Below are 21,396 nucleotides of genomic sequence, written 5' to 3'. Positions count from 1 at the left end.
CAAGAGGTGAACGCTTAACAAATGTAGCTCTTACTCCGAAAAAATCTGTAAACAATAAAAAAGCGAAGCCAAATCAATGGCTTCGCCTCATATGTTGTCACTTATTAAATAGCTGTTTTTCAGAACGGAATGTCGTCATCGAAGCTGTCGAAATCCGGAGCCGGTTGCGGTGCGGCCTGCTGTGGAGCCGGGGCTGGACGCTGTTGCGGAGCCGATTGCTGCGGACGCGGAGCCTGTTGACGTGGCGCCTGCTGCTGGTAGTTGTTGCCACCGCCTTGTTGGTCGCCCTGTTGTGGACGGCCGCCGAGCAGTTGCATGGTGCCTTGCATGTCGACCACGATTTCAGTGGTGTAACGCTTGATACCGTCTTTTTCCCACTCGCGGGTCTGCAGCTTGCCTTCGATGTACACCTGCGAACCTTTACGCAGGTATTCGCCAGCGATTTCCGCAACCTTGCCGAACATCGAAACACGGTGCCACTCGGTCTTCTCGACCTTCTGACCGGTTTGCTTGTCGGTCCACTGTTCGCTGGTTGCCAGACTCAGGTTGGTCACGGCGTTACCGTTAGGCAGGTAGCGAACTTCGGGATCCTGGCCGCAAGTGCCGACCAATATGACTTTGTTAACCCCACGGGCCATAACGTTCTCCTAGGCTTCGCAAGCAGCCTCGGCCGGGCTGTTCACCAGGCGTTCGAGGGTGTCGCGATCCACTAATTCTTTGTCCAGTTTGATGTAAACAGCTGCTTCATCAGCAACTATCACTGCATCTGTTACCCCTACGAGGGCCTTGAGGCGCTCGACCAGACCCGCTTCACGGATCGCCTCGGGCGACAACGGCAAGCGCAGGCTCGTCACGTAGGGAGGTTCGCGCATGGTAACAGCAAAGGCCAGCCAGATGGCAGCCAGCCCGGCACATCCGAGGAAGACAACCGACAGACCGCCATGCTGAAACAGCCAGCCGCCGAGTATCCCGCCGAGTGCCGAACCGAGGAACTGACTGGTGGAATACACGCCCATCGCCGTGCCCTTCCCGCCTGCCGGTGAAACCTTGCTGATCAGCGACGGCAACGAAGCCTCCAGCAGATTGAACGCGGTGAAGAACACCACCGTACCGATCACCAGCGCCCGCAAGCTGTCACCGAACTGCCAGAAGAATAGCTCAGTGAGCATCAGCGTCAGGACGGCGCCGAGCAAAATTCGTTTCATTTTGCGTTTCTTCTCGCCGTAGATGATGAACGGAATCATGGCGAAGAAAGAGATCAGCAGCGCGGTGAGATAGACCCACCAGTGCTGCTCCTTGGGCAACCCGGCTTTTTCCACCAGTGCCAGCGGCAAGGCAACGAAGCTGGACATCAACATGGCATGTAACACAAAGATGCCGAGGTCCAGGCGCAACAGATCCGGATGCTTGAGTGTCGGCATCAAGGCCTGACGCGCCACGCCGGATTCACGATGGCTCAGCGGCCCGGTGGATTTCGGCACCATGAACATAATGATCAGGATGCCGACCAGCGCCATGCCGCCGGTGGCGAGAAACAGTCCGGACAGGCCGAAGGCCCGGGTCAACAACGGCCCGACCACCATCGCCACGGCGAACGACAGACCGATAGTCATGCCAATCATGGCCATGGCTTTGGTCCGGTGTTGTTCACGGGTCAGGTCGGAAAGCAACGCCATCACCGCCGCAGAAATCGCCCCGGCGCCCTGCAGGATGCGTCCGGCAATCACGCCCCAGATCGAATCGGCCTGAGCCGCCAGCACACTGCCGAGGGCGAAGACCACCAGCCCGAGGAAAATCACCGGACGCCGGCCGATGCGGTCGGAAATGATCCCGAACGGAATCTGGAAAATCGCCTGGGTCAGGCCGTAAGCGCCAATCGCCAGCCCGATCAGGGCCGGGGTCGCTCCCGCCAGGTCCATGCCGTAGGTCGCCAGGACCGGCAACACCATGAACATGCCAAGCATACGGAAGGCGAACACCAGGGCCAGACCGCTCGCTGCGCGGGTCTCGCTGCCACTCATGCGTTCGCTGTGGGGATCGTGCATGGAAAAACCTCGTGTGAACCGGCGGCGATTCTACCAGTCCCATCGAAAGACGGGGTATATCGCGACGCTATGACGCGTATAGATGAAACTCTCTTCATGCAAGGCAAAAAACCCTTCGTTTGATAGTGTGCATCCATCCAGTATTTGCCCGTATACTCCTACGTTTTCGACGCCCGCCGAGCGAGGCCACTTTGGACAAGATCCTGATACGTGGGGCCCGTACCCACAACCTGAAGAACATCGACCTGACCCTGCCACGGGACAAACTGATCGTCATCACCGGCCTGTCCGGATCCGGCAAGTCGTCCCTGGCCTTCGACACGCTGTACGCCGAAGGTCAGCGCCGCTATGTCGAATCCCTGTCGGCCTACGCCCGACAGTTCCTGTCGATGATGGAAAAACCCGACGTCGACACCATTGAAGGTTTGTCGCCGGCCATCTCCATCGAGCAGAAGTCGACCTCGCACAACCCGCGCTCCACGGTCGGCACCATCACCGAAATCTACGACTACCTGCGTTTGCTGTATGCACGCGTCGGTACGCCACGCTGCCCGGATCATGACATTCCGCTGGAAGCGCAGACCGTCAGCCAGATGGTTGACCTGGTGCTGGCGCAGCCGGAAGGCAGCAAGCTGATGTTGCTGGCGCCGGTTATTCGCGAACGCAAAGGTGAACACCTGTCGGTTTTCGAAGAGCTGCGCGCCCAAGGCTTCGTTCGGGCGCGGGTCAATGGCCGCATCTGCGAGCTCGACGAGCTGCCGAAACTGGACAAACAGAAGAAGCACTCGATCGATGTCATCGTCGACCGTTTCAAGGTCCGTGCCGACCTGCAGCAGCGCCTGGCCGAATCGTTCGAAACCGCTCTCAAGCTGGCGGACGGCATTGCCTTGGTAGCGCCGATGGACGATGAGCCGGGCGAAGAGATGATCTTCTCCGCGCGTTTTGCCTGCCCGATCTGCGGCCACGCGATCAGCGAGCTTGAGCCGAAGCTGTTCTCCTTCAACAACCCGGCCGGCGCCTGCCCGACCTGCGATGGTCTGGGCGTGAAGCAGTTCTTCGACATCAAGCGCCTGGTCAATGGTGAACTGACCCTGGCCGAGGGCGCGATCCGCGGCTGGGACCGGCGCAACGTCTATTACTTCCAGATGCTCGGCTCACTGGCCTCGCACTACAAGTTCAGCCTGGAGAAGCCATTCAACGAACTGACCGCCGAACAGCAGAAGCACATCCTGCACGGCAGCGGCTCACAGAATGTCGACTTCAAGTACCTCAACGACCGCGGCGACATCGTCAAACGTTCGCACCCGTTCGAAGGCATCGTGCCGAACCTTGAGCGCCGCTACCGCGAAACCGAATCGGCCAGCGTCCGCGAAGAGCTGGCCAAGTTTCTCAGCACTCAGGCTTGCCCGGATTGCCGTGGCACCCGTCTGCGTCGTGAAGCGCGGCACGTTTGGGTCGGCGAGAAAACCCTGCCGGCGGTGACCAACCTGCCGATCGGCGATGCCTGCGAGTACTTCGGCGAGCTGAAAATGACCGGGCGGCGTGGCGAGATCGCCGACAAGATCCTCAAGGAAATCCGCGAACGTCTGCAGTTCCTGGTCAACGTCGGCCTGGACTATCTGTCTCTCGACCGCAGCGCTGACACTTTGTCCGGCGGCGAGGCACAGCGGATTCGTCTGGCCAGCCAGATCGGCGCCGGTCTGGTGGGAGTGCTGTACATCCTCGACGAACCGTCCATTGGCCTGCACCAGCGCGATAACGACCGCTTGCTCGGCACCCTCAAGCACCTGCGCGATATCGGCAACACGGTGATTGTGGTCGAGCACGATGAAGACGCCATTCGCCTGGCCGACTATGTGGTGGATATCGGCCCGGGTGCCGGCGTGCATGGCGGGCAGATCGTGGCGGAAGGAACGCCCGCCGAAGTCATGGCGCACCCGGACTCGCTGACCGGTAAATACCTGTCGGGCCGGGTGAAAATCGAAGTACCGGCCAAACGCACGCCGCGCAACAAGAAGCTGACGCTGTCGCTCAAAGGCGCGCGCGGCAACAACCTGCGCAATGTCGATCTGGAAATCCCGATCGGCCTGCTGACCTGCGTGACCGGCGTTTCCGGCTCCGGCAAATCCACGTTGATCAACAACACGCTGTTCCCGTTGAGCGCTACTGCACTCAACGGTGCCACTACGCTGGAAGCGGCTGCGCACGACAGCATCAAGGGCCTGGAGCATCTCGACAAGGTCGTCGATATCGACCAGAGCCCGATCGGCCGCACGCCGCGCTCCAACCCGGCGACCTACACCGGGCTGTTCACCCCCATCCGCGAATTGTTTGCCGGCGTGCCCGAGTCACGCTCCCGTGGTTACGGCCCTGGGCGTTTCTCGTTCAACGTCAAGGGCGGGCGCTGCGAGGCTTGTCAGGGCGATGGTCTGATCAAGGTCGAAATGCACTTTCTGCCGGACATCTACGTGCCGTGCGATGTGTGCAAGAGCAAGCGCTACAACCGCGAAACCCTTGAGATCAAATACAAGGGCAAGAGCATCCACGAAACCCTCGAGATGACTATCGAAGAGGCGCGGGAGTTCTTCGACGCGGTGCCTGCGCTGGCGCGCAAGCTGCAGACGTTGATGGATGTGGGGCTGTCATACATCAAGCTCGGGCAGTCTGCGACCACGCTGTCCGGTGGTGAAGCGCAGCGGGTCAAGCTGTCTCGCGAGCTGTCCAAGCGTGACACCGGCAAGACCCTGTATATCCTCGACGAGCCGACCACCGGCCTGCACTTCGCGGATATCCAGCAATTGCTCGACGTGTTGCATCGCCTGCGCGACCACGGCAACACGGTGGTGGTGATCGAACACAACCTGGACGTGATCAAGACCGCCGACTGGCTGGTGGACCTGGGGCCGGAAGGCGGCTCCAAGGGTGGGCAGATCATCGCCACCGGCACGCCGGAGGAAGTGGCCGAGATGAAGCAATCACACACCGGTCACTACCTCAAGCCATTGTTGATTCGCGATCGGGCCTGATCTGAGGGCATCAAAAAGCCCCTGTCACTTGTACAGTGACAGGGGCTTTTTTTGTGTCTGCGCAATCAGGTATGCGATTGCAGGTAATTCTCGAGACCGATGAGTTTGATCAGGCCCAACTGCTTTTCCAGCCAGTAGGTGTGATCTTCTTCGGTGTCGTTGAGCTGAACACGCAGGATCTCGCGACTGACGTAATCCTTGTGCTGCTCGCACAACTCAATGCCTTTGCACAGAGCGGCGCGAACTTTGTACTCGAGACGCAGATCGGCTTCGAGCATCTCCGGCACGGTGGTACCGACGTCGAGATCGTCCGGGCGCATGCGCGGCGTGCCTTCGAGCATCAGGATCCGGCGCATCAGTGCGTCGGCGTGACCGGCTTCTTCTTCCATCTCATGGTTGATTCGTTCGTAGAGCTTGGTGAACCCCCAGTCCTCATACATCCGCGAGTGCACAAAATATTGGTCACGCGCGGCCAGTTCGCCGGTCAGCAACGTGTTGAGGTAATCGATAACGTCTGGGTGGCCTTGCATCGCCCTACATCTCCCTGCTTGAAAGTCTGTAGTTTGAACCAAGCTGACCGGAAGGTCACCCGTTTCGCGCAATAAAAGCGAAGAAGTTCTGAGAAAAGTTGGCTAAATAACGCAAAAACCGCCCTCAATGAAGGCGGTTCTGCTTCTCGTTTAGACTTCGTTAAGCTGTACGTCGAGCAGCTTTGCGATTGCTTCTCCATACGCCGGATCGGCTTTGAAGAAATGCTGCAACTGACGGTCAACCACGTCGGGTGAAACACCGCTCATGGCGCCGGCGATGTTGCTGACCAGAAGCGCTTTCTGTTCGTCATTCATCAATCGGAACAGCGCACCGGCGTGGCTGTAGTAATCGCTGTCCTCGCGATGATCGTAACGATCTGCCGGACCGCTCAAGGCCAACGAAGGCTCAGCATAACGCGGCGCCTGCTTCGGTGATTCAACGTAGCTGTTGGGCTCATAGTTAGGCGCTGCACCACCGTTGCTGCCGAACGCCATCGAGCCGTCGCGCTGGTAGGTATTGACCGGGCTGCGCGGCGCATTCACCGGCAATTGCTGGTGGTTGGTGCCGACGCGGTAGCGGTGTGCATCGGCGTAAGCGAATACGCGACCTTGCAGCATGCGATCCGGCGACAGACCAACACCTGGCACCATATTGCTTGGACCGAATGCGGCTTGCTCGACTTCGGCGAAGTAGTTCAGCGGGTTGCGGTTCAGCTCCAGTTCGCCGACTTCGATCAGCGGGAACTCCTTCTGCGACCAGGTCTTGGTCACGTCGAACGGGTTCTCGTAGTGCGCTGCAGCCTGAGCCTCAGTCATGATCTGAATACACACGCGCCATTTCGGGAAGTCACCACGCTCGATGGCCTCGAACAGGTCGCGCTGAGCGTAATCCGGATCGGTACCCGCGAGACGCGCAGCCTCGGCCGGCGCGAGGTTCTTGATCCCTTGCTGGGTCTTGTAGTGCCATTTCACCCAGTGACGCTCACCTCGAGCGTTGATCAGGCTGTAGGTGTGGCTGCCAAAGCCATGCATATGACGATAGCCGTCGGGAATCCCACGATCCGAAAACAGAATGGTCACTTGGTGCAGCGCTTCAGGCGAATGCGACCAGAAGTCCCACATCATTTGCGCGCTTTTCAGGTTGCTCTGCGGCAGACGCTTCTGGGTGTGGATAAAGTCAGGAAACTTCAGCGGGTCACGAATGAAGAACACCGGAGTGTTGTTGCCAACGATGTCCCAGTTGCCTTCTTCGGTGTACAACTTCAGGGCGAAACCACGTGGATCACGCTCGGTATCAGCCGAGCCGCGTTCACCGCCTACAGTGGAGAAGCGCAGGAACGTCGGGGTTTGTTTACCGACGGCCTCAAACAGTTTGGCGCTGGTGTATTCAGTGATATCACGGGTCACGGTAAACGTACCGTAAGCACCCGAGCCCTTGGCGTGCACGCGGCGCTCAGGAATGTTTTCACGGTTGAAATGGGCAAGCTTCTCGATCAGATGAAAATCGTCGAGAAGCAGCGGGCCACGGGGGCCGGCAGAGCGAGAATTCTGGTTATCGGCGACAGGTGCGCCACTGGCGGTCGTAAGCGTTTTGATCTGGCTCATACGGTCTTCTTCCTCTGTCAGTCTTGAAACTGCCGGCTAATCGGCTTGCTGGGAAGTATTGATCATCGATGAGACACCTACAAATTCATTAACTTGCAGTCATCGATAGATAATTACTAATTATGTTTCCCTGCACATAGTGGCAACACAACAATGTCAGAAGCTTGTATGAACAGCGCATTTCTTGCGGGCACAAAAAACCGGGCACTAGGCCCGGTTTTTCGTTTCAGACTGACGTCTTACTCGGCGGATACAGCTTCGCCAGCAGTAGCACGATCAACCAACTCGACGTACGCCATAGGCGCGTTGTCGCCAGCGCGGAAACCGCACTTGAGGATGCGCAGGTAGCCACCCTCACGGGTAGCGTAACGCTTGCCCAGGTCGTTGAAGAGCTTACCAACGATAGCTTTCGAACGAGTACGGTCGAAAGCCAGACGGCGGTTAGCCAGGCTGTCTGTCTTGGCCAGAGTGATCAGCGGCTCGGCAACGCGGCGCAGTTCTTTGGCTTTTGGCAGAGTAGTCTTGATCAGCTCGTGCTCGAACAACGACACCGCCATGTTCTGGAACATGGCCTTGCGGTGCGAGCTGGTGCGGCTCAGGTGACGCCCACTTTTACGATGACGCATGGTTCATTCCTTACCAAACACTACGTTCGGTGATTACGACGATCAGGCAGTCGCCTTGTCGTCCTTCTTAAGACTTGCAGGCGGCCAGTTGTCGAGGCGCATGCCGAGGGACAGACCGCGGGAGGCCAGAACGTCCTTGATTTCAGTCAAGGATTTCTTGCCCAGGTTCGGAGTCTTCAACAGCTCTACTTCGGTACGCTGAATCAGGTCGCCGATGTAGTAGATGTTTTCCGCCTTAAGGCAGTTAGCCGAACGTACAGTCAGTTCCAGATCGTCAACCGGGCGAAGCAGGATCGGATCGATCTCGTCTTCCTGCTCGACAACCACTGGCTCACTGTCACCTTTGAGGTCGACGAACGCAGCCAACTGCTGTTGCAGGATGGTTGCAGCGCGGCGGATAGCCTCTTCAGGATCCAGAGTACCGTTGGTTTCCAGATCAATAACCAGCTTGTCCAGGTTGGTACGCTGCTCGACACGGGCGTTTTCCACCACGTATGCGATACGGCGAACCGGGCTGAACGAAGAGTCGAGCTGCAAGCGACCAATGCTGCGGCTTTCGTCTTCATCGCTCTGACGCGAGTCGGCTGGTTCATAACCACGACCACGAGCTACGGTGAGCTTCATGTTCAGGGCGCCGTTAGACGCCAGGTTAGCGATTACGTGATCGGGGTTAACGATCTCGACATCATGATCCAGCTGAATATCGGCAGCGGTAACCACCCCCGAACCCTTCTTCGACAAGGTCAGCGTAACTTCGTCACGACCGTGCAGCTTGATGGCCAGACCTTTAAGGTTCAACAGGATTTCAATTACGTCTTCCTGTACACCTTCGATGGCGCTGTACTCGTGGAGCACACCGTCAATCTCGGCCTCGACTACTGCGCAGCCGGGCATTGAGGACAACAGGATGCGGCGCAGCGCGTTGCCCAGGGTGTGGCCAAAACCACGCTCGAGAGGCTCGAGAGTGATCTTGGCGCGGGTTGGACTGACAACCTGCACATCAATGTGGCGGGGTGTCAGGAACTCATTTACCGAAATCTGCATGGATGCACCTATTTTCTAGCCCTTACTTGGAGTAGAGCTCGACAATCAGGCTTTCGTTGATGTCGGCGGACAGATCACTGCGAGCAGGAACGTTCTTGAAAACGCCCGACTTCTTCTCAGTGTCTACTTCTACCCATTCTACGCGGCCACGTTGGGCACACAGATCGAGAGCTTGGACAATGCGAAGTTGGTTTTTTGCTTTCTCGCGAACTGCGACCACGTCACCAGCACGAACCTGATACGACGGAACGTTTACGGTCTGACCGTTAACGCTGATCGACTTGTGCGATACCAGCTGACGGGATTCGGCACGAGTCGAACCAAAGCCCATACGGTATACAACGTTGTCCAGACGGCATTCGAGCAGTTGCAGCAGGTTTTCACCGGTTGCACCTTTCTTGCCAGCAGCTTCTTTGTAGTAGCCGCTGAACTGACGCTCGAGAACGCCGTAGATACGACGGACCTTCTGCTTTTCACGCAGTTGGGTGCCGTAGTCGGACTGGCGACCGCGGCGTTGGCCGTGGATACCAGGTGCTGCTTCAATGTTGCACTTCGATTCGATCGCGCGCACGCCGCTCTTCAGGAAGAGATCGGTGCCTTCGCGACGAGCGAGTTTGCATTTTGGACCAATGTAACGAGCCATTCTTTACAATCTCCTGGATTACACGCGGCGCTTCTTCGGCGGACGGCACCCGTTGTGCGGGATTGGCGTCACGTCGGTGATGCTGGCGATCTTGTAGCCACAGCCGTTCAAAGCGCGGACTGCGGATTCACGACCTGGACCTGGACCCTTGACGTTAACGTCGAGGTTTTTCAGGCCGTATTCCAGCGCAGCTTGACCAGCACGCTCAGCGGCTACTTGAGCAGCGAACGGGGTGGACTTGCGGGAACCGCGGAAACCCGAACCACCGGAGGTAGCCCAGGAAAGAGCGTTACCTTGACGGTCGGTAATGGTCACGATGGTGTTGTTAAAAGAAGCATGGATGTGGGCGATGCCATCAACCACTGTCTTTTTAACTTTTTTACGAGGACGAGCAGCAGGTTTTGCCATGATTAAATTCCTGTCGATTCGCTGGGGCGATTACTTGCGGATCGGCTTACGCGGACCTTTACGGGTACGCGCGTTGGTCTTGGTACGCTGACCGCGTACTGGAAGACCGCGACGATGACGCAGACCGCGATAGCAACCGAGGTCCATCAAGCGCTTGATTTTCATGTTGATTTCGCGACGCAGGTCACCTTCAGTGGTGAACTTCGCCACTTCGCCACGCAGCTGTTCAATTTGCTCGTCGCTCAGATCTTTGATCTTTGCTGCTGGGTTTACCCCAGTGTCTGCACAGATTTTCTGCGCAGTAGTGCGACCGACACCATAGATGTAGGTCAGCGAGATAACAGTATGCTTGTTATCTGGAATGTTAACGCCTGCAATACGGGCCATTCAGTGGGACTCCAATTGACAGCTACCTACGCCCCGGAAGCCAAGAAATAGGGCGCGAGATAATATCGCTGTAATAACAAATAATCAACCCGGCAGCGCACTAGCTGCCGGGCTTGAAGCACAATCACACTCAGCCTTGGCGCTGTTTGTGACGCGGTTCCGCGCTGCAAATTACTCGAACAACACCTTCGCGGCGAATAATCTTGCAGTTACGGCACAGCTTTTTCACCGATGCACGAACTTTCATCACCAACTCCTCGAACCTTATGGGTACTCAGCGCAACATGCCGCTGCCGTAACCCTTCAGGTTGGCTTTCTTCATCAGGGATTCGTACTGGTGCGAAACGAGGTGCGATTGTACTTGGGACATGAAGTCCATCACAACCACGACCACGATCAGCAACGAGGTCCCGCCAAGGTAGAACGGAACGTTTGCTGCAACCACCAGGAACTGGGGCAACAGGCACACGGCCGTCATGTAAAGAGCACCGAACATGGTCAAGCGAGTCAGAACGCCATCAATATAGCGTGCAGACTGCTCACCTGGACGGATGCCCGGAATAAAGGCACCGGACTTCTTCAGGTTTTCCGCTACGTCTTTCGGATTGAACATCAACGCCGTATAGAAGAAGCAGAAGAAAATAATCCCTGCACTAAACAGCAGAATATTCAACGGCTGACCAGGAGCGATCGACTGCGAGATGTCCTGCAACCAGCCCATACCTTCAGACTGACCAAACCAGGCACCCAACGAAGCCGGGAACAGCAGAATGCTGCTCGCGAAAATAGCCGGAATAACACCGGCCATGTTCACCTTCAGCGGCAAGTGGCTTGTCTGCGCAGCAAAAACCTTGCGGCCCTGCTGACGCTTGGCGTAGTGAACAGCGATACGACGCTGACCACGCTCAATGAACACCACGAAACCGATAATCGCTACTGCCAGCAAACCGATGGCAACCAGGGCGAAGATATTGATATCACCCTGACGCGCAGACTCGAAAGACTGCCCGATTGCTCTCGGAAGACCGGCGACGATACCCGAAAAAATCAACATCGAGATACCGTTGCCTACACCACGCTCAGTAATCTGCTCACCCAGCCACATCATGAACATCGCACCAGCCACAAAAGTGGATACCGCGACGAAATGGAAGCCAAAGTCACCAGTGAACGCAACGCCCTGCCCCGCCAAGCCAATGGACATGCCAATAGCCTGAACGAGAGCGAGAACGACGGTGCCGTAGCGGGTGTACTGGCTGATCTTGCGACGGCCAGCTTCACCTTCCTTCTTCAACTGCTCCAGCTGCGGGCTGACGGCGGTCATCAGTTGCATGATGATCGATGCCGAAATGTACGGCATGATCCCCAGTGCAAAGATGCTCATCCGTTCCAGCGCGCCGCCGGAGAACATGTTGAACAAGCTAAGAATGGTCCCCTCATTCTGTCGAAACAGGTCTGCGAGTCGGTCCGGGTTGATACCTGGAACCGGGATGTGTGCGCCTATTCGGTAGACGATAATCGCCAGGAACAGAAAACGCAGACGAGCCCAGAGTTCAGACATACCGCCTTTGCCGAGCGCAGAGAGAGCACCTTGCTTAGCCATTTATTCCTCGAACTTGCCGCCAACTGCTTCGATAGCCGCACGCGCACCTTTGGTGGCGCCGATTCCCTTGCCGATAGTGACAGCGCGAGTCACTTCACCGGACAGCATGATTTTCACACGCTGTACGTTGACGTTGATCACGTTGGCATCTTTCAGGGACTGCACGGTGACGATGTCGCCTTCCACTTTGGCCAGCTCGGACAGACGCACTTCTGCGCGGTCCATGGCTTTCAGGGAAACGAAACCGAACTTCGGCAGGCGACGATGCAGCGGCTGTTGACCGCCTTCAAAGCCTGGAGCAATAGTGCCACCGGAGCGGGAGGTTTGACCTTTGTGGCCACGGCCACCAGTCTTACCCAAACCGCTACCGATACCACGGCCCGGACGATGCTTTTCGCGACGGGAACCCGGCGCTGGACTCAGATCATTGAGTTTCATCGATTAACCCTCGACACGCAGCATGTAGTAAGCCTTGTTGATCATCCCGCGATTCTCGGGAGTATCCTGGACTTCTACAGTGTGACCGATGCGACGCAGACCCAGACCCTTAACGCACAGTTTGTGGTTAGGGATGCGGCCGGTCATGCTTTTGATCAGCGTAACTTTAACGGTAGCCATGATCAGAAGATCTCCTTGACAGTCAGGCCACGCTTGGCAGCAATGGACTCAGGAGATTGCATAGCCTTCAGACCCTTGAAAGTGGCGTGAACCACGTTTACCGGGTTAGTCGAGCCGTAGCACTTGGCCAGAACGTTCTGAACGCCAGCAACTTCGAGGACAGCACGCATAGCGCCGCCAGCGATGATACCGGTACCTTCAGAAGCAGGCTGCATGTACACCTTCGAAGCGCCGTGAGCGGACTTCATTGCGTACTGCAGGGTGGTGCCGTTCAGGTCAACTTGAATCATGTTGCGGCGAGCAGCTTCCATTGCCTTCTGGATCGCAGCAGGCACTTCACGCGACTTGCCACGGCCGAAGCCAACACGCCCTTTACCATCACCAACCACGGTCAACGCGGTGAAAGTGAAGATACGGCCGCCTTTAACGGTTTTGGCTACGCGGTTAACTTGAACCAGCTTCTCGATGTAGCCTTCGTCGCGCTTTTGGTCGTTATTTGACATAACTTAGAACTCCAGCCCAGCTTCACGAGCAGCATCAGCCAGCGCTTTAACGCGGCCATGGTACTTGAAGCCAGAGCGGTCGAAAGCCACTTGCGAGACGCCAGCGGCCTTAGCACGCGTAGCGACCAGTTGGCCAACCTTTGTGGCCGCGTCGATGTTGCCAGTGGCGCCATCACGCAGTTCTTTATCCAAAGTCGAGGCACTTGCCAGGACTTTGTTGCCGTCGGCCGAGATGACCTGGGCGTAGATGTGCTGCGACGAGCGGAACACGCAGAGACGCACGACTTCGAGTTCGTGCATTTTCAGGCGTGCTTTGCGAGCGCGACGCAGTCGAGTAACTTTTTTGTCGGTCATTTGCTATGCCCTACTTCTTCTTGGCTTCTTTACGACGGACGACTTCGTCCGCGTAGCGCACACCTTTGCCTTTGTACGGCTCTGGTGGACGGAAGTCGCGGATCTCAGCGGCCACTTGACCTACCAGCTGCTTGTCGATGCCCTTGATCAGGATATCGGTCTGGCTAGGAGTCTCAGCGGTGATGCCTTGCGGCAGTTCGTAATCCACTGGGTGCGAGAAGCCAAGAGCCAGGTTCAGCACCTGACCTTTTGCTTGCGCCTTGTAACCAACACCGACCAGCTGGAGCTTGCGCTCGAAGCCTTGGCTTACGCCTTGGACCATGTTGTTTACCAACGCACGCGTGGTACCGGCCATTGCGCGAGTCTGTTGATCGCCATTGCGAGCAGCGAAACGCAGCTCACCAGCTTCTTCAACGATCTCAACGGACGAATGGATGTTCAGTTCAAGAGTACCCTTGGCACCCTTCACCGAAAGCTGTTGGCCTGCGAATTTGACTTCGACACCGGCTGGCAGCTTAACGGGGTTCTTAGCGACGCGAGACATGCTTATCCCCCCTTAGAACACAGTGCAAAGAACTTCGCCGCCGACACCGGCAGCGCGCGCAGCACGATCCGTCATCACACCTTTGTTGGTGGAGACGATAGACACGCCAAGACCGCCACGAACTTTCGGCAGATCTTCAACGGACTTGTACTGACGCAGGCCTGGACGACTAACGCGCTTGACTTCCTCGATGACCGGACGGCCTTCGAAGTATTTCAGCGAGATGGACAACGACGGCTTAGCGTCGGTGGTGATCTGAAAATCCGCGATGTAACCTTCGTCCTTCAGGACTTTTGCTACAGCCACCTTCAACGTGGAAGACGGCATGCTTACGACAGACTTTTCAGCCATCTGGGCATTACGGATTCGAGTTAGCATGTCCGCTAACGGGTCCTGCATACTCATGGGCTAGACGCTCCTAATACAGAAAAATTAGCCTTGCGGCTACTACTTGTCGCCGAGAAATTCCGGGCACGAAAAACACGGGCTCAGGCGAGCCGGTCATTCTAGACACACCCCAGAAATGAATCAAGCCCCAAAAGGGGCTTGATTCAAATTCAAGGCCACCGATGGTCAGGTTCTTGCGACCCCGACCATCAAGGCTTTGACAGCGATTACCAGCTGGCTTTAACCAGACCTGGAACGTCACCACGCATTGCCGCTTCACGCAGTTTGTTACGGCCCAGGCCGAACTTGCGGTAAACGCCGTGCGGACGACCAGTCAGGCGGCAACGGTTACGCATGCGCGAAGCGCTTGCGTCACGTGGTTGCTTCTGCAGAGCTACGGTCGCTTCCCAACGCGCTTCTGGACTTGCGTTCAGATCAACGATGATAGCTTTCAGCGCTGCACGCTTGACGGCGTACTTGGCAACAGTGAGCTGACGCTTCAGCTCACGGTTTTTCATGCTCTTCTTGGCCATTTTCCTACTCCAATCAGTTGCGGAACGGGAATTTGAAAGCACGCAGCAGAGCGCGGCCTTCATCATCGTTCTTGGCAGTGGTGGTCAGGGTAATGTCCAGACCGCGGAGAGCATCGATCTTGTCGTAGTCGATTTCCGGGAAAATGATCTGCTCTTTCACGCCCATGCTGTAGTTGCCACGACCATCGAAGGACTTGGCATTCAGGCCGCGGAAGTCGCGAACCCGAGGCAGGGAGATCGACAGCAGACGATCCAGGAACTCGTACATACGCTCACGGCGCAGAGTCACTTTGACGCCGATCGGCCATCCTTCACGGACTTTAAAGCCAGCGATGGATTTACGAGCGTAGGTCACAACGACTTTTTGGCCGGTGATCTTTTCCAGGTCAGCAACAGCGTGCTCGATGACTTTTTTGTCGCCGATCGCTTCGCCCAGACCCATGTTCAGGGTGATTTTGGTAACGCGCGGAACTTCCATCACGTTCGAAAGCTTAAGTTCTTCCTTAAGTTTCGGAGCGATTTCCTTCCGGTAAATCTCTTTTAGTCGTGCCATGGTCTTCTACCTAGCAGTGTTCAAGCATCAACCGCTTTTTGGGTCGACTTGAAGACACGAATTTTCTTACCGTCTTCTACTTTGAAACCAACGCGGTCAGCCTTGTTGGTTTCGCCGTTGAAGATGGCGACGTTGGAAGCGTGCAGTGGCGCTTCTTTCTCGACGATACCGCCCTGTACGCCCGACATCGGGTTAGGCTTGGTATGACGCTTGACCAGGTTCAGACCACCAACAACCAGACGGTTGTCAGCAAGAACCTTCAGCACCTTACCGCGCTTACCTTTGTCTTTGCCGGCGATCACGATGATCTCGTCGTCACGACGAATCTTTTGCATGTCGGATCTCCTTACAGCACTTCTGGGGCGAGCGAGACGATCTTCATGAACTTCTCAGTACGAAGTTCACGGGTCACTGGCCCAAAGATACGGGTGCCGATCGGCTCTTGCTTGTTGTTCAGAAGAACAGCAGCGTTGCCATCAAAGCGGATAATGGAGCCATCAGCACGACGTACGCCGTGACGAGTGCGGACTACAACAGCAGTCATCACTTGGCCTTTTTTCACTTTACCGCGAGGAATTGCTTCCTTCACGGTAACTTTGATGATGTCACCGATACCAGCGTAACGACGATGGGAGCCACCCAGCACCTTGATGCACATAACACGGCGAGCGCCGCTGTTATCGGCCACATCGAGCATGGATTGAGTCTGAATCATATAATTTCTCCGACCCCTAGCCCTTAGACTTCCACAGCGCGTTCGAGAACATCAACCAGCGCCCAAGACTTGGTCTTGGCCATCGGACGAGTTTCACGAATAGTGACTTTGTCGCCGATGTGGCACTGATTGGTTTCGTCGTGCGCGTGCAGCTTAGTCGAACGCTTAACGTATTTACCGTAGATCGGGTGCTTAACGCGACGCTCGATCAGAACGGTGATGGTTTTGTCCATCTTGTCGCTGACAACACGGCCAGTCAGCGTACGGACAGTTTTTTCGGCTTCAGCCATGATCACTTACCTGCCTGCTGGTTGAGCACAGTCTTCACGCGAGCGATGTCACGCTTAACTTGCGAGAGCAGATGAGACTGCCCCAACTGGCCAGTTGCTTTCTGCATGCGCAGATTGAACTGGTCGCGCAGCAAGCCGAGCAGTTGCTCGTTCAGCTGCTGTGCGGATTTTTCACGAAGTTCATTCGCTTTCATCACATCACCGTCCGTTTAACAAAGGAGGTGGCGAGCGGCAGCTTTGCAGCAGCCAGGGCGAAAGCCTCACGCGCCAGCTCTTCAGAAACACCCTCGATTTCATACAGGACTTTGCCTGGCTGAATCTGGGCAACCCAGTATTCCACGTTACCCTTACCTTTACCCATACGAACCTCGAGAGGTTTCTTGGAGATCGGCTTGTCCGGGAATACACGGATCCAGATCTTGCCACCACGTTTTACGTGACGGGTCAGAGCACGACGCGCTGACTCGATCTGACGAGCGGTGAGACGACCACGAGCAACAGACTTCAGCGCGAACTCGCCGAAGCTGACTTTGCTACCGCGCAGTGCCAGACCACGGTTGTGGCCGGTCATCTGCTTGCGGAACTTCGTACGCTTAGGTTGCAACATTTGGCGTACCCCTTACTTAGCAGCTTTTTTACGAGGCGCTGGTGCTTGTGGCTTCAGCTCTTCTTGGCGACCACCAATTACTTCGCCTTTGAAGATCCAAACCTTTACACCGATCACACCGTAAGTGGTGTGAGCTTCGTAGTTGGCATAGTCGATGTCGGCACGCAGGGTGTGCAGTGGCACACGACCTTCGCGATACCATTCAGTACGTGCGATTTCAGCACCGCCGAGACGACCGCTCACTTGGATTTTGATGCCTTTGGCACCAATGCGCATGGCGTTCTGTACTGCGCGCTTCATAGCGCGACGGAACATTACACGACGCTCCAGCTGCTGAGCTACGCTCTGCGCAACCAGCATACCGTCGAGCTCCGGCTTGCGGATCTCTTCGATATTGATGTGCACAGGCACACCCATTTGCTTGGTCAGGTCCTGACGCAGTTTCTCAACATCTTCACCCTTCTTCCCGATAACGATACCTGGACGAGCGGTGTGGATGGTGATGCGTGCAGTTTGAGCCGGACGATGGATATCGATACGGCTTACGGACGCGCTTTTTAGTTTGTCTTGGAGATACTCACGCACCTTCAGATCTGCGAACAAGTAGTCCGCATAAGTCCGACCGTCTGCGTACCAGACGGAGGTGTGCTCCTTGACGATTCCCAGGCGAATGCCAATGGGATGTACTTTCTGACCCATCTCTTCGACTCCGTTACTTGTCAGCAACCTTGACAGTGATATGGCAAGACCGCTTGACGATGCGATCAGCACGGCCTTTGGCACGTGGCATGATGCGCTTCAGCGAACGCCCTTCGTTGACGAAAACGGTGCTGACCTTCAGGTCATCAACGTCTGCGCCTTCGTTATGCTCGGCGTTGGCTACGGCCGACTCCAGCACTTTTTTCATGATCTCGGCGGCTTTCTTACTGCTGAAAGCCAACAGGTTGAGCGCTTCGCCCACCTTCTTCCCGCGGATCTGGTCGGCGACCAAGCGGGCTTTCTGGGCGGAGATTCGAGCGCCCGACAACTTAGCGGCTACTTCCATTTCCTTACCCCTTAACGCTTGGCTTTCTTGTCAGCCACGTGCCCACGATAAGTGCGGGTACCGGCGAACTCGCCCAGTTTATGGCCAACCATGTCTTCGTTCACGAGAACTGGGACGTGCTGACGGCCGTTGTGTACAGCAATGGTCAGACCGACCATTTGTGGCAGGATCATCGAACGACGCGACCAAGTCTTAATTGGTTTGCGATCGTTCTTTTCCGCCGCCACTTCGATCTTCTTCAGTAGGTGAAGATCAATAAAAGGACCTTTTTTCAGAGAACGTGGCACTGTCGTATCCCTCTATTTACTTGCGACGACGGACGATCATTTTGTCGGTACGCTTATTACCACGAGTCTTCGCGCCCTTAGTCGGGAAGCCCCATGGCGATACCGGATGACGACCACCAGAGGTACGACCTTCACCACCACCATGTGGGTGGTCAACCGGGTTCATGGCAACACCACGAACGGTTGGGCGAACGCCACGCCAGCGCTTGGCACCAGCTTTACCCAGCGAACGCAGGCTGTGCTCGGAGTTCGAGACTTCGCCCAGGGTCGCACGGCATTCAGCCAGGACTTTACGCATTTCACCGGAACGCAGACGCAGGGTAACGTACACGCCTTCACGAGCGATCAGCTGAGCCGAAGCACCAGCGGAACGAGCGATCTGTGCGCCTTTACCTGGCTTCAGTTCGATGCCGTGTACGGTAGAACCGACTGGAATGTTGCGCAGTTGCAGAGCGTTGCCTGGCTTGATTGGAGCCAGAGCGCCTGCGATCAGCTGGTCGCCAGCACTCACGCCTTTAGGGGCGATAATGTAGCGACGCTCGCCGTCTGCGTAGCAGAGCAGTGCGATGTGAGCGGTACGGTTTGGATCGTATTCGATACGCTCGACAGTGGCGACGATGCCATCTTTGTCGTTGCGACGGAAATCGACCATACGGTAATGCTGCTTATGACCACCACCGATGTGACGAGTGGTAATACGGCCATTGTTGTTACGACCACCAGTCTTCGATTTTTTCTCGAGCAGCGGTGCGTGAGGAGCGCCTTTATGCAGCTCCTGGTTGACCACCTTGACCACAAAACGGCGGCCAGGGGAAGTCGGTTTGCATTTAACGATTGCCATGATGCACCCCTTCCTTACTCAGCACTGCTGCTGAAATCGAGATCTTGGCCTGGCTGAAGGGAGATAACTGCCTTCTTCCAGTCATTACGCTTGCCCAGACCGCGAGCAGTGCGCTTGCTCTTACCCAGAACGTTAAGGGTAGTGACGCGCTCTACTTTCACGCTGAACAGGCTTTCGACGGCCTTCTTGATTTCCAGCTTGGTTGCATCAGTAGCAACCTTGAAAACGAACTGGCCTTTCTTGTCTGCCAGAACCGTAGCCTTCTCGGAAACGTGCGGGCCAAGCAGAACTTTAAATACGCGTTCCTGGTTCATCCCAGCAGCTCCTCGAATTTCTTCACGGCCGACACGGTGATCAACACCTTGTCGTATGCGATCAGACTAACTGGATCGGAACCTTGCACGTCACGTACATCTACGTGTGGCAGGTTACGAGCAGCCAGGTACAGGTTCTGATCAACAGCGTCCGACACGATGAGAACATCGGTCAGGCTCATGTTGTTCAGCTTGCCCAGCAGATCTTTGGTTTTCGGAGTTTCAACAGCGAAATCCTGAACCACGACCAGACGATCAGTACGCACCAGCTCAGCAAGGATGGAACGCATTGCTGCGCGATACATCTTCTTGTTCAGCTTCTGGGAGTGATCCTGTGGACGAGCTGCGAAAGTGGTACCGCCGCCACGCCAGATTGGGCTACGGATAGTACCGGCACGAGCACGGCCAGTACCTTTCTGACGCCATGGGCGCTTGCCGCCACCACGAACGTCGGAACGGGTCTTTTGCTGCTTGCTACCTTGACGGCCGCCGGCCATGTAGGCCACGACTGCTTGGTGAACCAGCGTCTCGTTGAACTCGCCGCCAAATGTCAGTTCGGAAACTTCGATCGCTTGAGCGTCATTTACATTTAATTGCATGTCAGCTTCCCCTTAACCGCGAGCCTTGGCTGCTGGACGTACAACCAGGTTGCCGCCAGTAGCGCCAGGAACAGCGCCCTTGACCAACAACAGATTGCGTTCAGCGTCCACGCGCACTACTTCCAGGGACTGCACGGTCACGCGCTCAGCGCCCATATGACCGGACATTTTTTTGCCCTTGAATACACGACCAGGAGTCTGGCACTGGCCGATAGAGCCTGGGACGCGGTGGGATACGGAGTTACCGTGGGTGTTATCTTGCCCGCGGAAATTCCAACGCTTGATCGTACCCTGGAAGCCTTTACCCTTGGACTGACCGGTTACATCAACCAGTTGACCAGCGGCGAAGATTTCAGCGTTGATCAGATCGCCAGCCTGGTACTCGCCTTCTTCAAGACGGAATTCCATGGTGGTACGACCAGCGGCAACGTTCGCTTTAGCGAAGTGACCAGCTTGAGCTGCTGTTACACGCGAAGCACGACGCTCGCCGACAGTGACTTGCACTGCACGATAGCCATCGGTCTCTTCAGTTTTGAACTGGGTGACGCGATTCGGCTCGATCTCAATGACCGTGACCGGAATGGAGACACCTTCTTCGGTGAAAATACGGGTCATACCGCATTTACGACCGACTACACCAATAGTCATGTTGTAAACCTCATGAGTGTACGGGGCTTTCACCCGCTATGGCCGCCCATTTCAGAGCGTTACACGACCAAGACCGAGTCTTAGCCGAGGCTGATCTGCACTTCCACACCGGCCGCAAGATCAAGCTTCATAAGAGCATCAACGGTTTTATCCGTTGGCTGGACGATGTCCAGAACGCGCTTATGAGTGCGGATTTCGTACTGGTCACGCGCGTCTTTGTTGACGTGCGGGGAAACCAGAACGGTGAACCGCTCTTTACGGGTAGGCAGTGGAATTGGACCACGCACTTGAGCACCAGTACGTTTCGCGGTTTCCACGATTTCCTGGGTTGATTGGTCGATCAGGCGATGGTCGAAAGCCTTCAACCTGATACGGATTTGCTGATTTTGCATTGGATTTCAGACTCCGGCTGCTATTCCCACCGGGCGCAATACGCCCGTTAAAAGGAGGCGCAATTCTATAGACGCCCCAGATAGGTGTCAACCCAATAAAAAAGCCCCCGCTGAGCGGGGGCTTTTTCAATTCATCAAGCAGACTCTATAAAAGAGAATTACTCGATGATTTTGGCTACGACGCCAGCGCCGACGGTACGACCGCCTTCACGGATAGCGAAACGCAGACCATCTTCCATCGCGATGGTT

At 56.2% G+C, this 21,396-nt stretch carries 33 protein-coding genes and 1 pseudogene; 1 reads left to right on the top strand and 33 read right to left on the bottom strand.

Going from position 1 to position 21,396, the window contains the following annotated elements; all coding sequences use genetic code 11:
• Positions 1-119: 119 nt before the first annotated feature.
• Both OC71_RS25115 and OC71_RS25110 read right to left on the bottom strand, forming a co-directional pair.
• Positions 120-638, bottom strand: a complete 519-nt coding sequence (locus OC71_RS25115; protein ID WP_007966163.1) for a single-stranded DNA-binding protein — start codon at positions 636-638, stop codon at positions 120-122.
• Positions 639-647: 9 nt separating this feature from the next.
• The gene (locus tag OC71_RS25110) at positions 648-2,045 is read right to left on the bottom strand and encodes an MFS transporter (protein ID WP_041074419.1); all 1,398 of its coding nucleotides are present in this window, start codon (positions 2,043-2,045) and stop codon (positions 648-650) included.
• A gap of 191 nt (positions 2,046-2,236) precedes the next feature.
• On the opposite strand from OC71_RS25110, the gene uvrA reads away from it, so the two are divergent.
• Positions 2,237-5,071 carry an excinuclease ABC subunit UvrA gene (uvrA, locus tag OC71_RS25105; RefSeq protein WP_003228713.1) on the top strand — a complete coding sequence of 945 codons (2,835 nt, stop codon included), beginning with the start codon at positions 2,237-2,239 and terminating at the stop codon, positions 5,069-5,071.
• A 65-nt stretch (positions 5,072-5,136) separates the two neighbouring features.
• Here uvrA and bfr read toward each other — a convergent pair whose 3' ends face one another.
• From bfr to OC71_RS27290, 31 genes and pseudogenes are all read right to left on the bottom strand, one after another.
• Positions 5,137-5,601, bottom strand: coding sequence for a bacterioferritin (bfr, locus tag OC71_RS25100; RefSeq protein WP_003228714.1), 465 nt, complete (start codon positions 5,599-5,601; stop codon positions 5,137-5,139).
• Between the two features lie 150 nt (positions 5,602-5,751).
• Positions 5,752-7,206, bottom strand: coding sequence for a catalase (locus OC71_RS25095; protein ID WP_041074417.1), 1,455 nt, complete (start codon positions 7,204-7,206; stop codon positions 5,752-5,754).
• Positions 7,207-7,445: 239 nt separating this feature from the next.
• The gene (rplQ, locus tag OC71_RS25090) at positions 7,446-7,832 is read right to left on the bottom strand and encodes a 50S ribosomal protein L17 (RefSeq protein ID WP_003176402.1); all 387 of its coding nucleotides are present in this window, start codon (positions 7,830-7,832) and stop codon (positions 7,446-7,448) included.
• A 42-nt stretch (positions 7,833-7,874) separates the two neighbouring features.
• A complete protein-coding gene (gene rpoA, locus OC71_RS25085; protein ID WP_003186012.1) occupies positions 7,875-8,876 on the bottom strand; it encodes a DNA-directed RNA polymerase subunit alpha in 1,002 nt (333 codons plus the stop codon).
• Between the two features lie 22 nt (positions 8,877-8,898).
• Positions 8,899-9,519, bottom strand: coding sequence for a 30S ribosomal protein S4 (gene rpsD / locus OC71_RS25080; RefSeq protein ID WP_003176404.1), 621 nt, complete (start codon positions 9,517-9,519; stop codon positions 8,899-8,901).
• 18 nt (positions 9,520-9,537) lie between these two features.
• Positions 9,538-9,927 (bottom strand): 30S ribosomal protein S11, encoded by a 390-nt coding sequence (gene rpsK / locus OC71_RS25075; protein WP_002555466.1) that lies wholly within the window; start codon positions 9,925-9,927, stop codon positions 9,538-9,540.
• Positions 9,928-9,957: 30 nt separating this feature from the next.
• Positions 9,958-10,314 (bottom strand): 30S ribosomal protein S13, encoded by a 357-nt coding sequence (rpsM, locus tag OC71_RS25070; protein WP_008374135.1) that lies wholly within the window; start codon positions 10,312-10,314, stop codon positions 9,958-9,960.
• A 130-nt stretch (positions 10,315-10,444) separates the two neighbouring features.
• Positions 10,445-10,561, bottom strand: coding sequence for a 50S ribosomal protein L36 (gene rpmJ / locus OC71_RS27295; protein ID WP_002555468.1), 117 nt, complete (start codon positions 10,559-10,561; stop codon positions 10,445-10,447).
• Between the two features lie 27 nt (positions 10,562-10,588).
• Positions 10,589-11,917 (bottom strand): preprotein translocase subunit SecY, encoded by a 1,329-nt coding sequence (secY, locus tag OC71_RS25065; protein WP_003228718.1) that lies wholly within the window; start codon positions 11,915-11,917, stop codon positions 10,589-10,591.
• On the bottom strand, positions 11,918-12,355 hold the full coding sequence (gene rplO / locus OC71_RS25060; protein ID WP_041074414.1) for a 50S ribosomal protein L15: 438 nt from the start codon (positions 12,353-12,355) through the stop codon (positions 11,918-11,920). It lies immediately after the preceding gene.
• A gap of 3 nt (positions 12,356-12,358) precedes the next feature.
• Entirely contained in the window at positions 12,359-12,535 is a 177-nt protein-coding gene (rpmD, locus tag OC71_RS25055; protein WP_003176408.1) for a 50S ribosomal protein L30, read from the bottom strand.
• Positions 12,536-12,537: 2 nt separating this feature from the next.
• On the bottom strand, positions 12,538-13,038 hold the full coding sequence (gene rpsE / locus OC71_RS25050) for a 30S ribosomal protein S5 (protein ID WP_003176409.1): 501 nt from the start codon (positions 13,036-13,038) through the stop codon (positions 12,538-12,540).
• Between the two features lie 3 nt (positions 13,039-13,041).
• Positions 13,042-13,392: a 50S ribosomal protein L18 gene (gene rplR, locus OC71_RS25045; RefSeq protein WP_003186037.1), complete on the bottom strand. Its 351-nt coding sequence runs from the start codon at positions 13,390-13,392 to the stop codon at positions 13,042-13,044.
• 10 nt (positions 13,393-13,402) lie between these two features.
• On the bottom strand, positions 13,403-13,936 hold the full coding sequence (rplF, locus tag OC71_RS25040) for a 50S ribosomal protein L6 (protein WP_007966176.1): 534 nt from the start codon (positions 13,934-13,936) through the stop codon (positions 13,403-13,405).
• 12 nt (positions 13,937-13,948) lie between these two features.
• Positions 13,949-14,341 (bottom strand): 30S ribosomal protein S8, encoded by a 393-nt coding sequence (gene rpsH / locus OC71_RS25035; protein WP_007966178.1) that lies wholly within the window; start codon positions 14,339-14,341, stop codon positions 13,949-13,951.
• Between the two features lie 209 nt (positions 14,342-14,550).
• On the bottom strand, positions 14,551-14,856 hold the full coding sequence (rpsN, locus tag OC71_RS25030; protein WP_007955639.1) for a 30S ribosomal protein S14: 306 nt from the start codon (positions 14,854-14,856) through the stop codon (positions 14,551-14,553).
• Between the two features lie 13 nt (positions 14,857-14,869).
• Entirely contained in the window at positions 14,870-15,409 is a 540-nt protein-coding gene (gene rplE / locus OC71_RS25025) for a 50S ribosomal protein L5 (RefSeq protein WP_003210069.1), read from the bottom strand.
• Positions 15,410-15,429: 20 nt separating this feature from the next.
• Entirely contained in the window at positions 15,430-15,744 is a 315-nt protein-coding gene (gene rplX / locus OC71_RS25020) for a 50S ribosomal protein L24 (protein WP_003186046.1), read from the bottom strand.
• Between the two features lie 11 nt (positions 15,745-15,755).
• A complete protein-coding gene (rplN, locus tag OC71_RS25015; protein ID WP_002555479.1) occupies positions 15,756-16,124 on the bottom strand; it encodes a 50S ribosomal protein L14 in 369 nt (122 codons plus the stop codon).
• A 23-nt stretch (positions 16,125-16,147) separates the two neighbouring features.
• A complete protein-coding gene (gene rpsQ, locus OC71_RS25010; RefSeq protein ID WP_003194644.1) occupies positions 16,148-16,414 on the bottom strand; it encodes a 30S ribosomal protein S17 in 267 nt (88 codons plus the stop codon).
• 2 nt (positions 16,415-16,416) lie between these two features.
• Positions 16,417-16,608, bottom strand: coding sequence for a 50S ribosomal protein L29 (gene rpmC / locus OC71_RS25005; protein ID WP_002555481.1), 192 nt, complete (start codon positions 16,606-16,608; stop codon positions 16,417-16,419).
• Positions 16,608-17,021 carry a 50S ribosomal protein L16 gene (rplP, locus tag OC71_RS25000; protein WP_003228729.1) on the bottom strand — a complete coding sequence of 138 codons (414 nt, stop codon included), beginning with the start codon at positions 17,019-17,021 and terminating at the stop codon, positions 16,608-16,610. Before rplP ends, rpmC begins: the two co-directional genes overlap by 1 nt.
• A 12-nt stretch (positions 17,022-17,033) precedes the next feature.
• A complete protein-coding gene (gene rpsC, locus OC71_RS24995) occupies positions 17,034-17,720 on the bottom strand; it encodes a 30S ribosomal protein S3 (protein ID WP_003176422.1) in 687 nt (228 codons plus the stop codon).
• Between the two features lie 13 nt (positions 17,721-17,733).
• Entirely contained in the window at positions 17,734-18,066 is a 333-nt protein-coding gene (gene rplV / locus OC71_RS24990) for a 50S ribosomal protein L22 (protein ID WP_003103908.1), read from the bottom strand.
• An 11-nt stretch (positions 18,067-18,077) separates the two neighbouring features.
• A complete protein-coding gene (gene rpsS, locus OC71_RS24985) occupies positions 18,078-18,353 on the bottom strand; it encodes a 30S ribosomal protein S19 (protein WP_003228731.1) in 276 nt (91 codons plus the stop codon).
• A gap of 16 nt (positions 18,354-18,369) precedes the next feature.
• Positions 18,370-19,194, bottom strand: a complete 825-nt coding sequence (gene rplB / locus OC71_RS24980; protein WP_003228734.1) for a 50S ribosomal protein L2 — start codon at positions 19,192-19,194, stop codon at positions 18,370-18,372.
• 14 nt (positions 19,195-19,208) lie between these two features.
• A complete protein-coding gene (gene rplW, locus OC71_RS24975) occupies positions 19,209-19,508 on the bottom strand; it encodes a 50S ribosomal protein L23 (protein WP_002555488.1) in 300 nt (99 codons plus the stop codon).
• Entirely contained in the window at positions 19,505-20,107 is a 603-nt protein-coding gene (rplD, locus tag OC71_RS24970; protein WP_003228735.1) for a 50S ribosomal protein L4, read from the bottom strand. The genes rplW and rplD overlap by 4 nt, the downstream gene beginning before the upstream one ends.
• 12 nt (positions 20,108-20,119) lie before the next feature.
• On the bottom strand, positions 20,120-20,755 hold the full coding sequence (gene rplC, locus OC71_RS24965) for a 50S ribosomal protein L3 (protein ID WP_003228738.1): 636 nt from the start codon (positions 20,753-20,755) through the stop codon (positions 20,120-20,122).
• Between the two features lie 80 nt (positions 20,756-20,835).
• Positions 20,836-21,147, bottom strand: coding sequence for a 30S ribosomal protein S10 (gene rpsJ, locus OC71_RS24960; protein ID WP_003186070.1), 312 nt, complete (start codon positions 21,145-21,147; stop codon positions 20,836-20,838).
• Between the two features lie 158 nt (positions 21,148-21,305).
• Positions 21,306-21,396: pseudogene (locus tag OC71_RS27290) on the bottom strand (elongation factor Tu); the annotation flags it as partial.

It is taken from the genome of Pseudomonas sp. W15Feb9B (genome assembly GCF_000828175.1).
Lineage (GTDB): Bacteria > Pseudomonadota > Gammaproteobacteria > Pseudomonadales > Pseudomonadaceae > Aquipseudomonas > Aquipseudomonas parakoreensis.
The sequence above is the reverse complement of the archived record's forward strand: the minus strand, read 5'-3'. Positions and strand labels throughout refer to the sequence as shown.

Bases quoted from the DNA above. Each gene is read 5' to 3' on its own strand.
- rpsH (WP_007966178.1), bottom strand. From the start codon at position 14,341: ATGAGTATGCAGGACCCGTTAGCGGACATGCTAACTCGAATCCGTAAT.
- rplO (WP_041074414.1), bottom strand. From the start codon at position 12,355: ATGAAACTCAATGATCTGAGTCCAGCGCCGGGTTCCCGTCGCGAAAAG.
- rplB (WP_003228734.1), bottom strand. From the start codon at position 19,194: ATGGCAATCGTTAAATGCAAACCGACTTCCCCTGGCCGCCGTTTTGTG.
- rpoA (WP_003186012.1), bottom strand. From the start codon at position 8,876: ATGCAGATTTCGGTAAATGAGTTCCTGACACCCCGCCACATTGATGTG.
- rpsE (WP_003176409.1), bottom strand. From the start codon at position 13,038: ATGTCAAATAACGACCAAAAGCGCGACGAAGGCTACATCGAGAAGCTG.
- rpmD (WP_003176408.1), bottom strand. From the start codon at position 12,535: ATGGCTACCGTTAAAGTTACGCTGATCAAAAGCATGACCGGCCGCATC.
- rpsC (WP_003176422.1), bottom strand. From the start codon at position 17,720: ATGGGTCAGAAAGTACATCCCATTGGCATTCGCCTGGGAATCGTCAAG.
- OC71_RS25110 (WP_041074419.1), bottom strand. From the start codon at position 2,045: ATGCACGATCCCCACAGCGAACGCATGAGTGGCAGCGAGACCCGCGCA.
- rplE (WP_003210069.1), bottom strand. From the start codon at position 15,409: ATGGCACGACTAAAAGAGATTTACCGGAAGGAAATCGCTCCGAAACTT.
- rpsM (WP_008374135.1), bottom strand. From the start codon at position 10,314: ATGGCCCGTATTGCAGGCGTTAACATTCCAGATAACAAGCATACTGTT.
- rplW (WP_002555488.1), bottom strand. From the start codon at position 19,508: ATGAACCAGGAACGCGTATTTAAAGTTCTGCTTGGCCCGCACGTTTCC.
- rplR (WP_003186037.1), bottom strand. From the start codon at position 13,392: ATGACCGACAAAAAAGTTACTCGACTGCGTCGCGCTCGCAAAGCACGC.
- rplV (WP_003103908.1), bottom strand. From the start codon at position 18,066: ATGGAAGTAGCCGCTAAGTTGTCGGGCGCTCGAATCTCCGCCCAGAAA.
- rpsJ (WP_003186070.1), bottom strand. From the start codon at position 21,147: ATGCAAAATCAGCAAATCCGTATCAGGTTGAAGGCTTTCGACCATCGC.
- rpmC (WP_002555481.1), bottom strand. From the start codon at position 16,608: ATGAAAGCGAATGAACTTCGTGAAAAATCCGCACAGCAGCTGAACGAG.
- rplD (WP_003228735.1), bottom strand. From the start codon at position 20,107: ATGCAATTAAATGTAAATGACGCTCAAGCGATCGAAGTTTCCGAACTG.
- OC71_RS25115 (WP_007966163.1), bottom strand. From the start codon at position 638: ATGGCCCGTGGGGTTAACAAAGTCATATTGGTCGGCACTTGCGGCCAG.
- rpsK (WP_002555466.1), bottom strand. From the start codon at position 9,927: ATGGCAAAACCTGCTGCTCGTCCTCGTAAAAAAGTTAAAAAGACAGTG.
- rplC (WP_003228738.1), bottom strand. From the start codon at position 20,755: ATGACTATTGGTGTAGTCGGTCGTAAATGCGGTATGACCCGTATTTTC.
- rpsQ (WP_003194644.1), bottom strand. From the start codon at position 16,414: ATGGCTGAAGCCGAAAAAACTGTCCGTACGCTGACTGGCCGTGTTGTC.
- rpsD (WP_003176404.1), bottom strand. From the start codon at position 9,519: ATGGCTCGTTACATTGGTCCAAAATGCAAACTCGCTCGTCGCGAAGGC.
- rplF (WP_007966176.1), bottom strand. From the start codon at position 13,936: ATGTCTCGCGTCGCTAAGAACCCCGTTAAGCTGCCAGCCGGTGTCGAA.
- rplQ (WP_003176402.1), bottom strand. From the start codon at position 7,832: ATGCGTCATCGTAAAAGTGGGCGTCACCTGAGCCGCACCAGCTCGCAC.
- secY (WP_003228718.1), bottom strand. From the start codon at position 11,917: ATGGCTAAGCAAGGTGCTCTCTCTGCGCTCGGCAAAGGCGGTATGTCT.
- rplN (WP_002555479.1), bottom strand. From the start codon at position 16,124: ATGATTCAGACTCAATCCATGCTCGATGTGGCCGATAACAGCGGCGCT.
- rpsN (WP_007955639.1), bottom strand. From the start codon at position 14,856: ATGGCCAAGAAGAGCATGAAAAACCGTGAGCTGAAGCGTCAGCTCACT.
- bfr (WP_003228714.1), bottom strand. From the start codon at position 5,601: ATGCAAGGCCACCCAGACGTTATCGATTACCTCAACACGTTGCTGACC.
- rplX (WP_003186046.1), bottom strand. From the start codon at position 15,744: ATGCAAAAGATTCGTCGTGACGACGAGATCATCGTGATCGCCGGCAAA.
- rpmJ (WP_002555468.1), bottom strand. From the start codon at position 10,561: ATGAAAGTTCGTGCATCGGTGAAAAAGCTGTGCCGTAACTGCAAGATT.
- OC71_RS25095 (WP_041074417.1), bottom strand. From the start codon at position 7,206: ATGAGCCAGATCAAAACGCTTACGACCGCCAGTGGCGCACCTGTCGCC.
- rplP (WP_003228729.1), bottom strand. From the start codon at position 17,021: ATGTTGCAACCTAAGCGTACGAAGTTCCGCAAGCAGATGACCGGCCAC.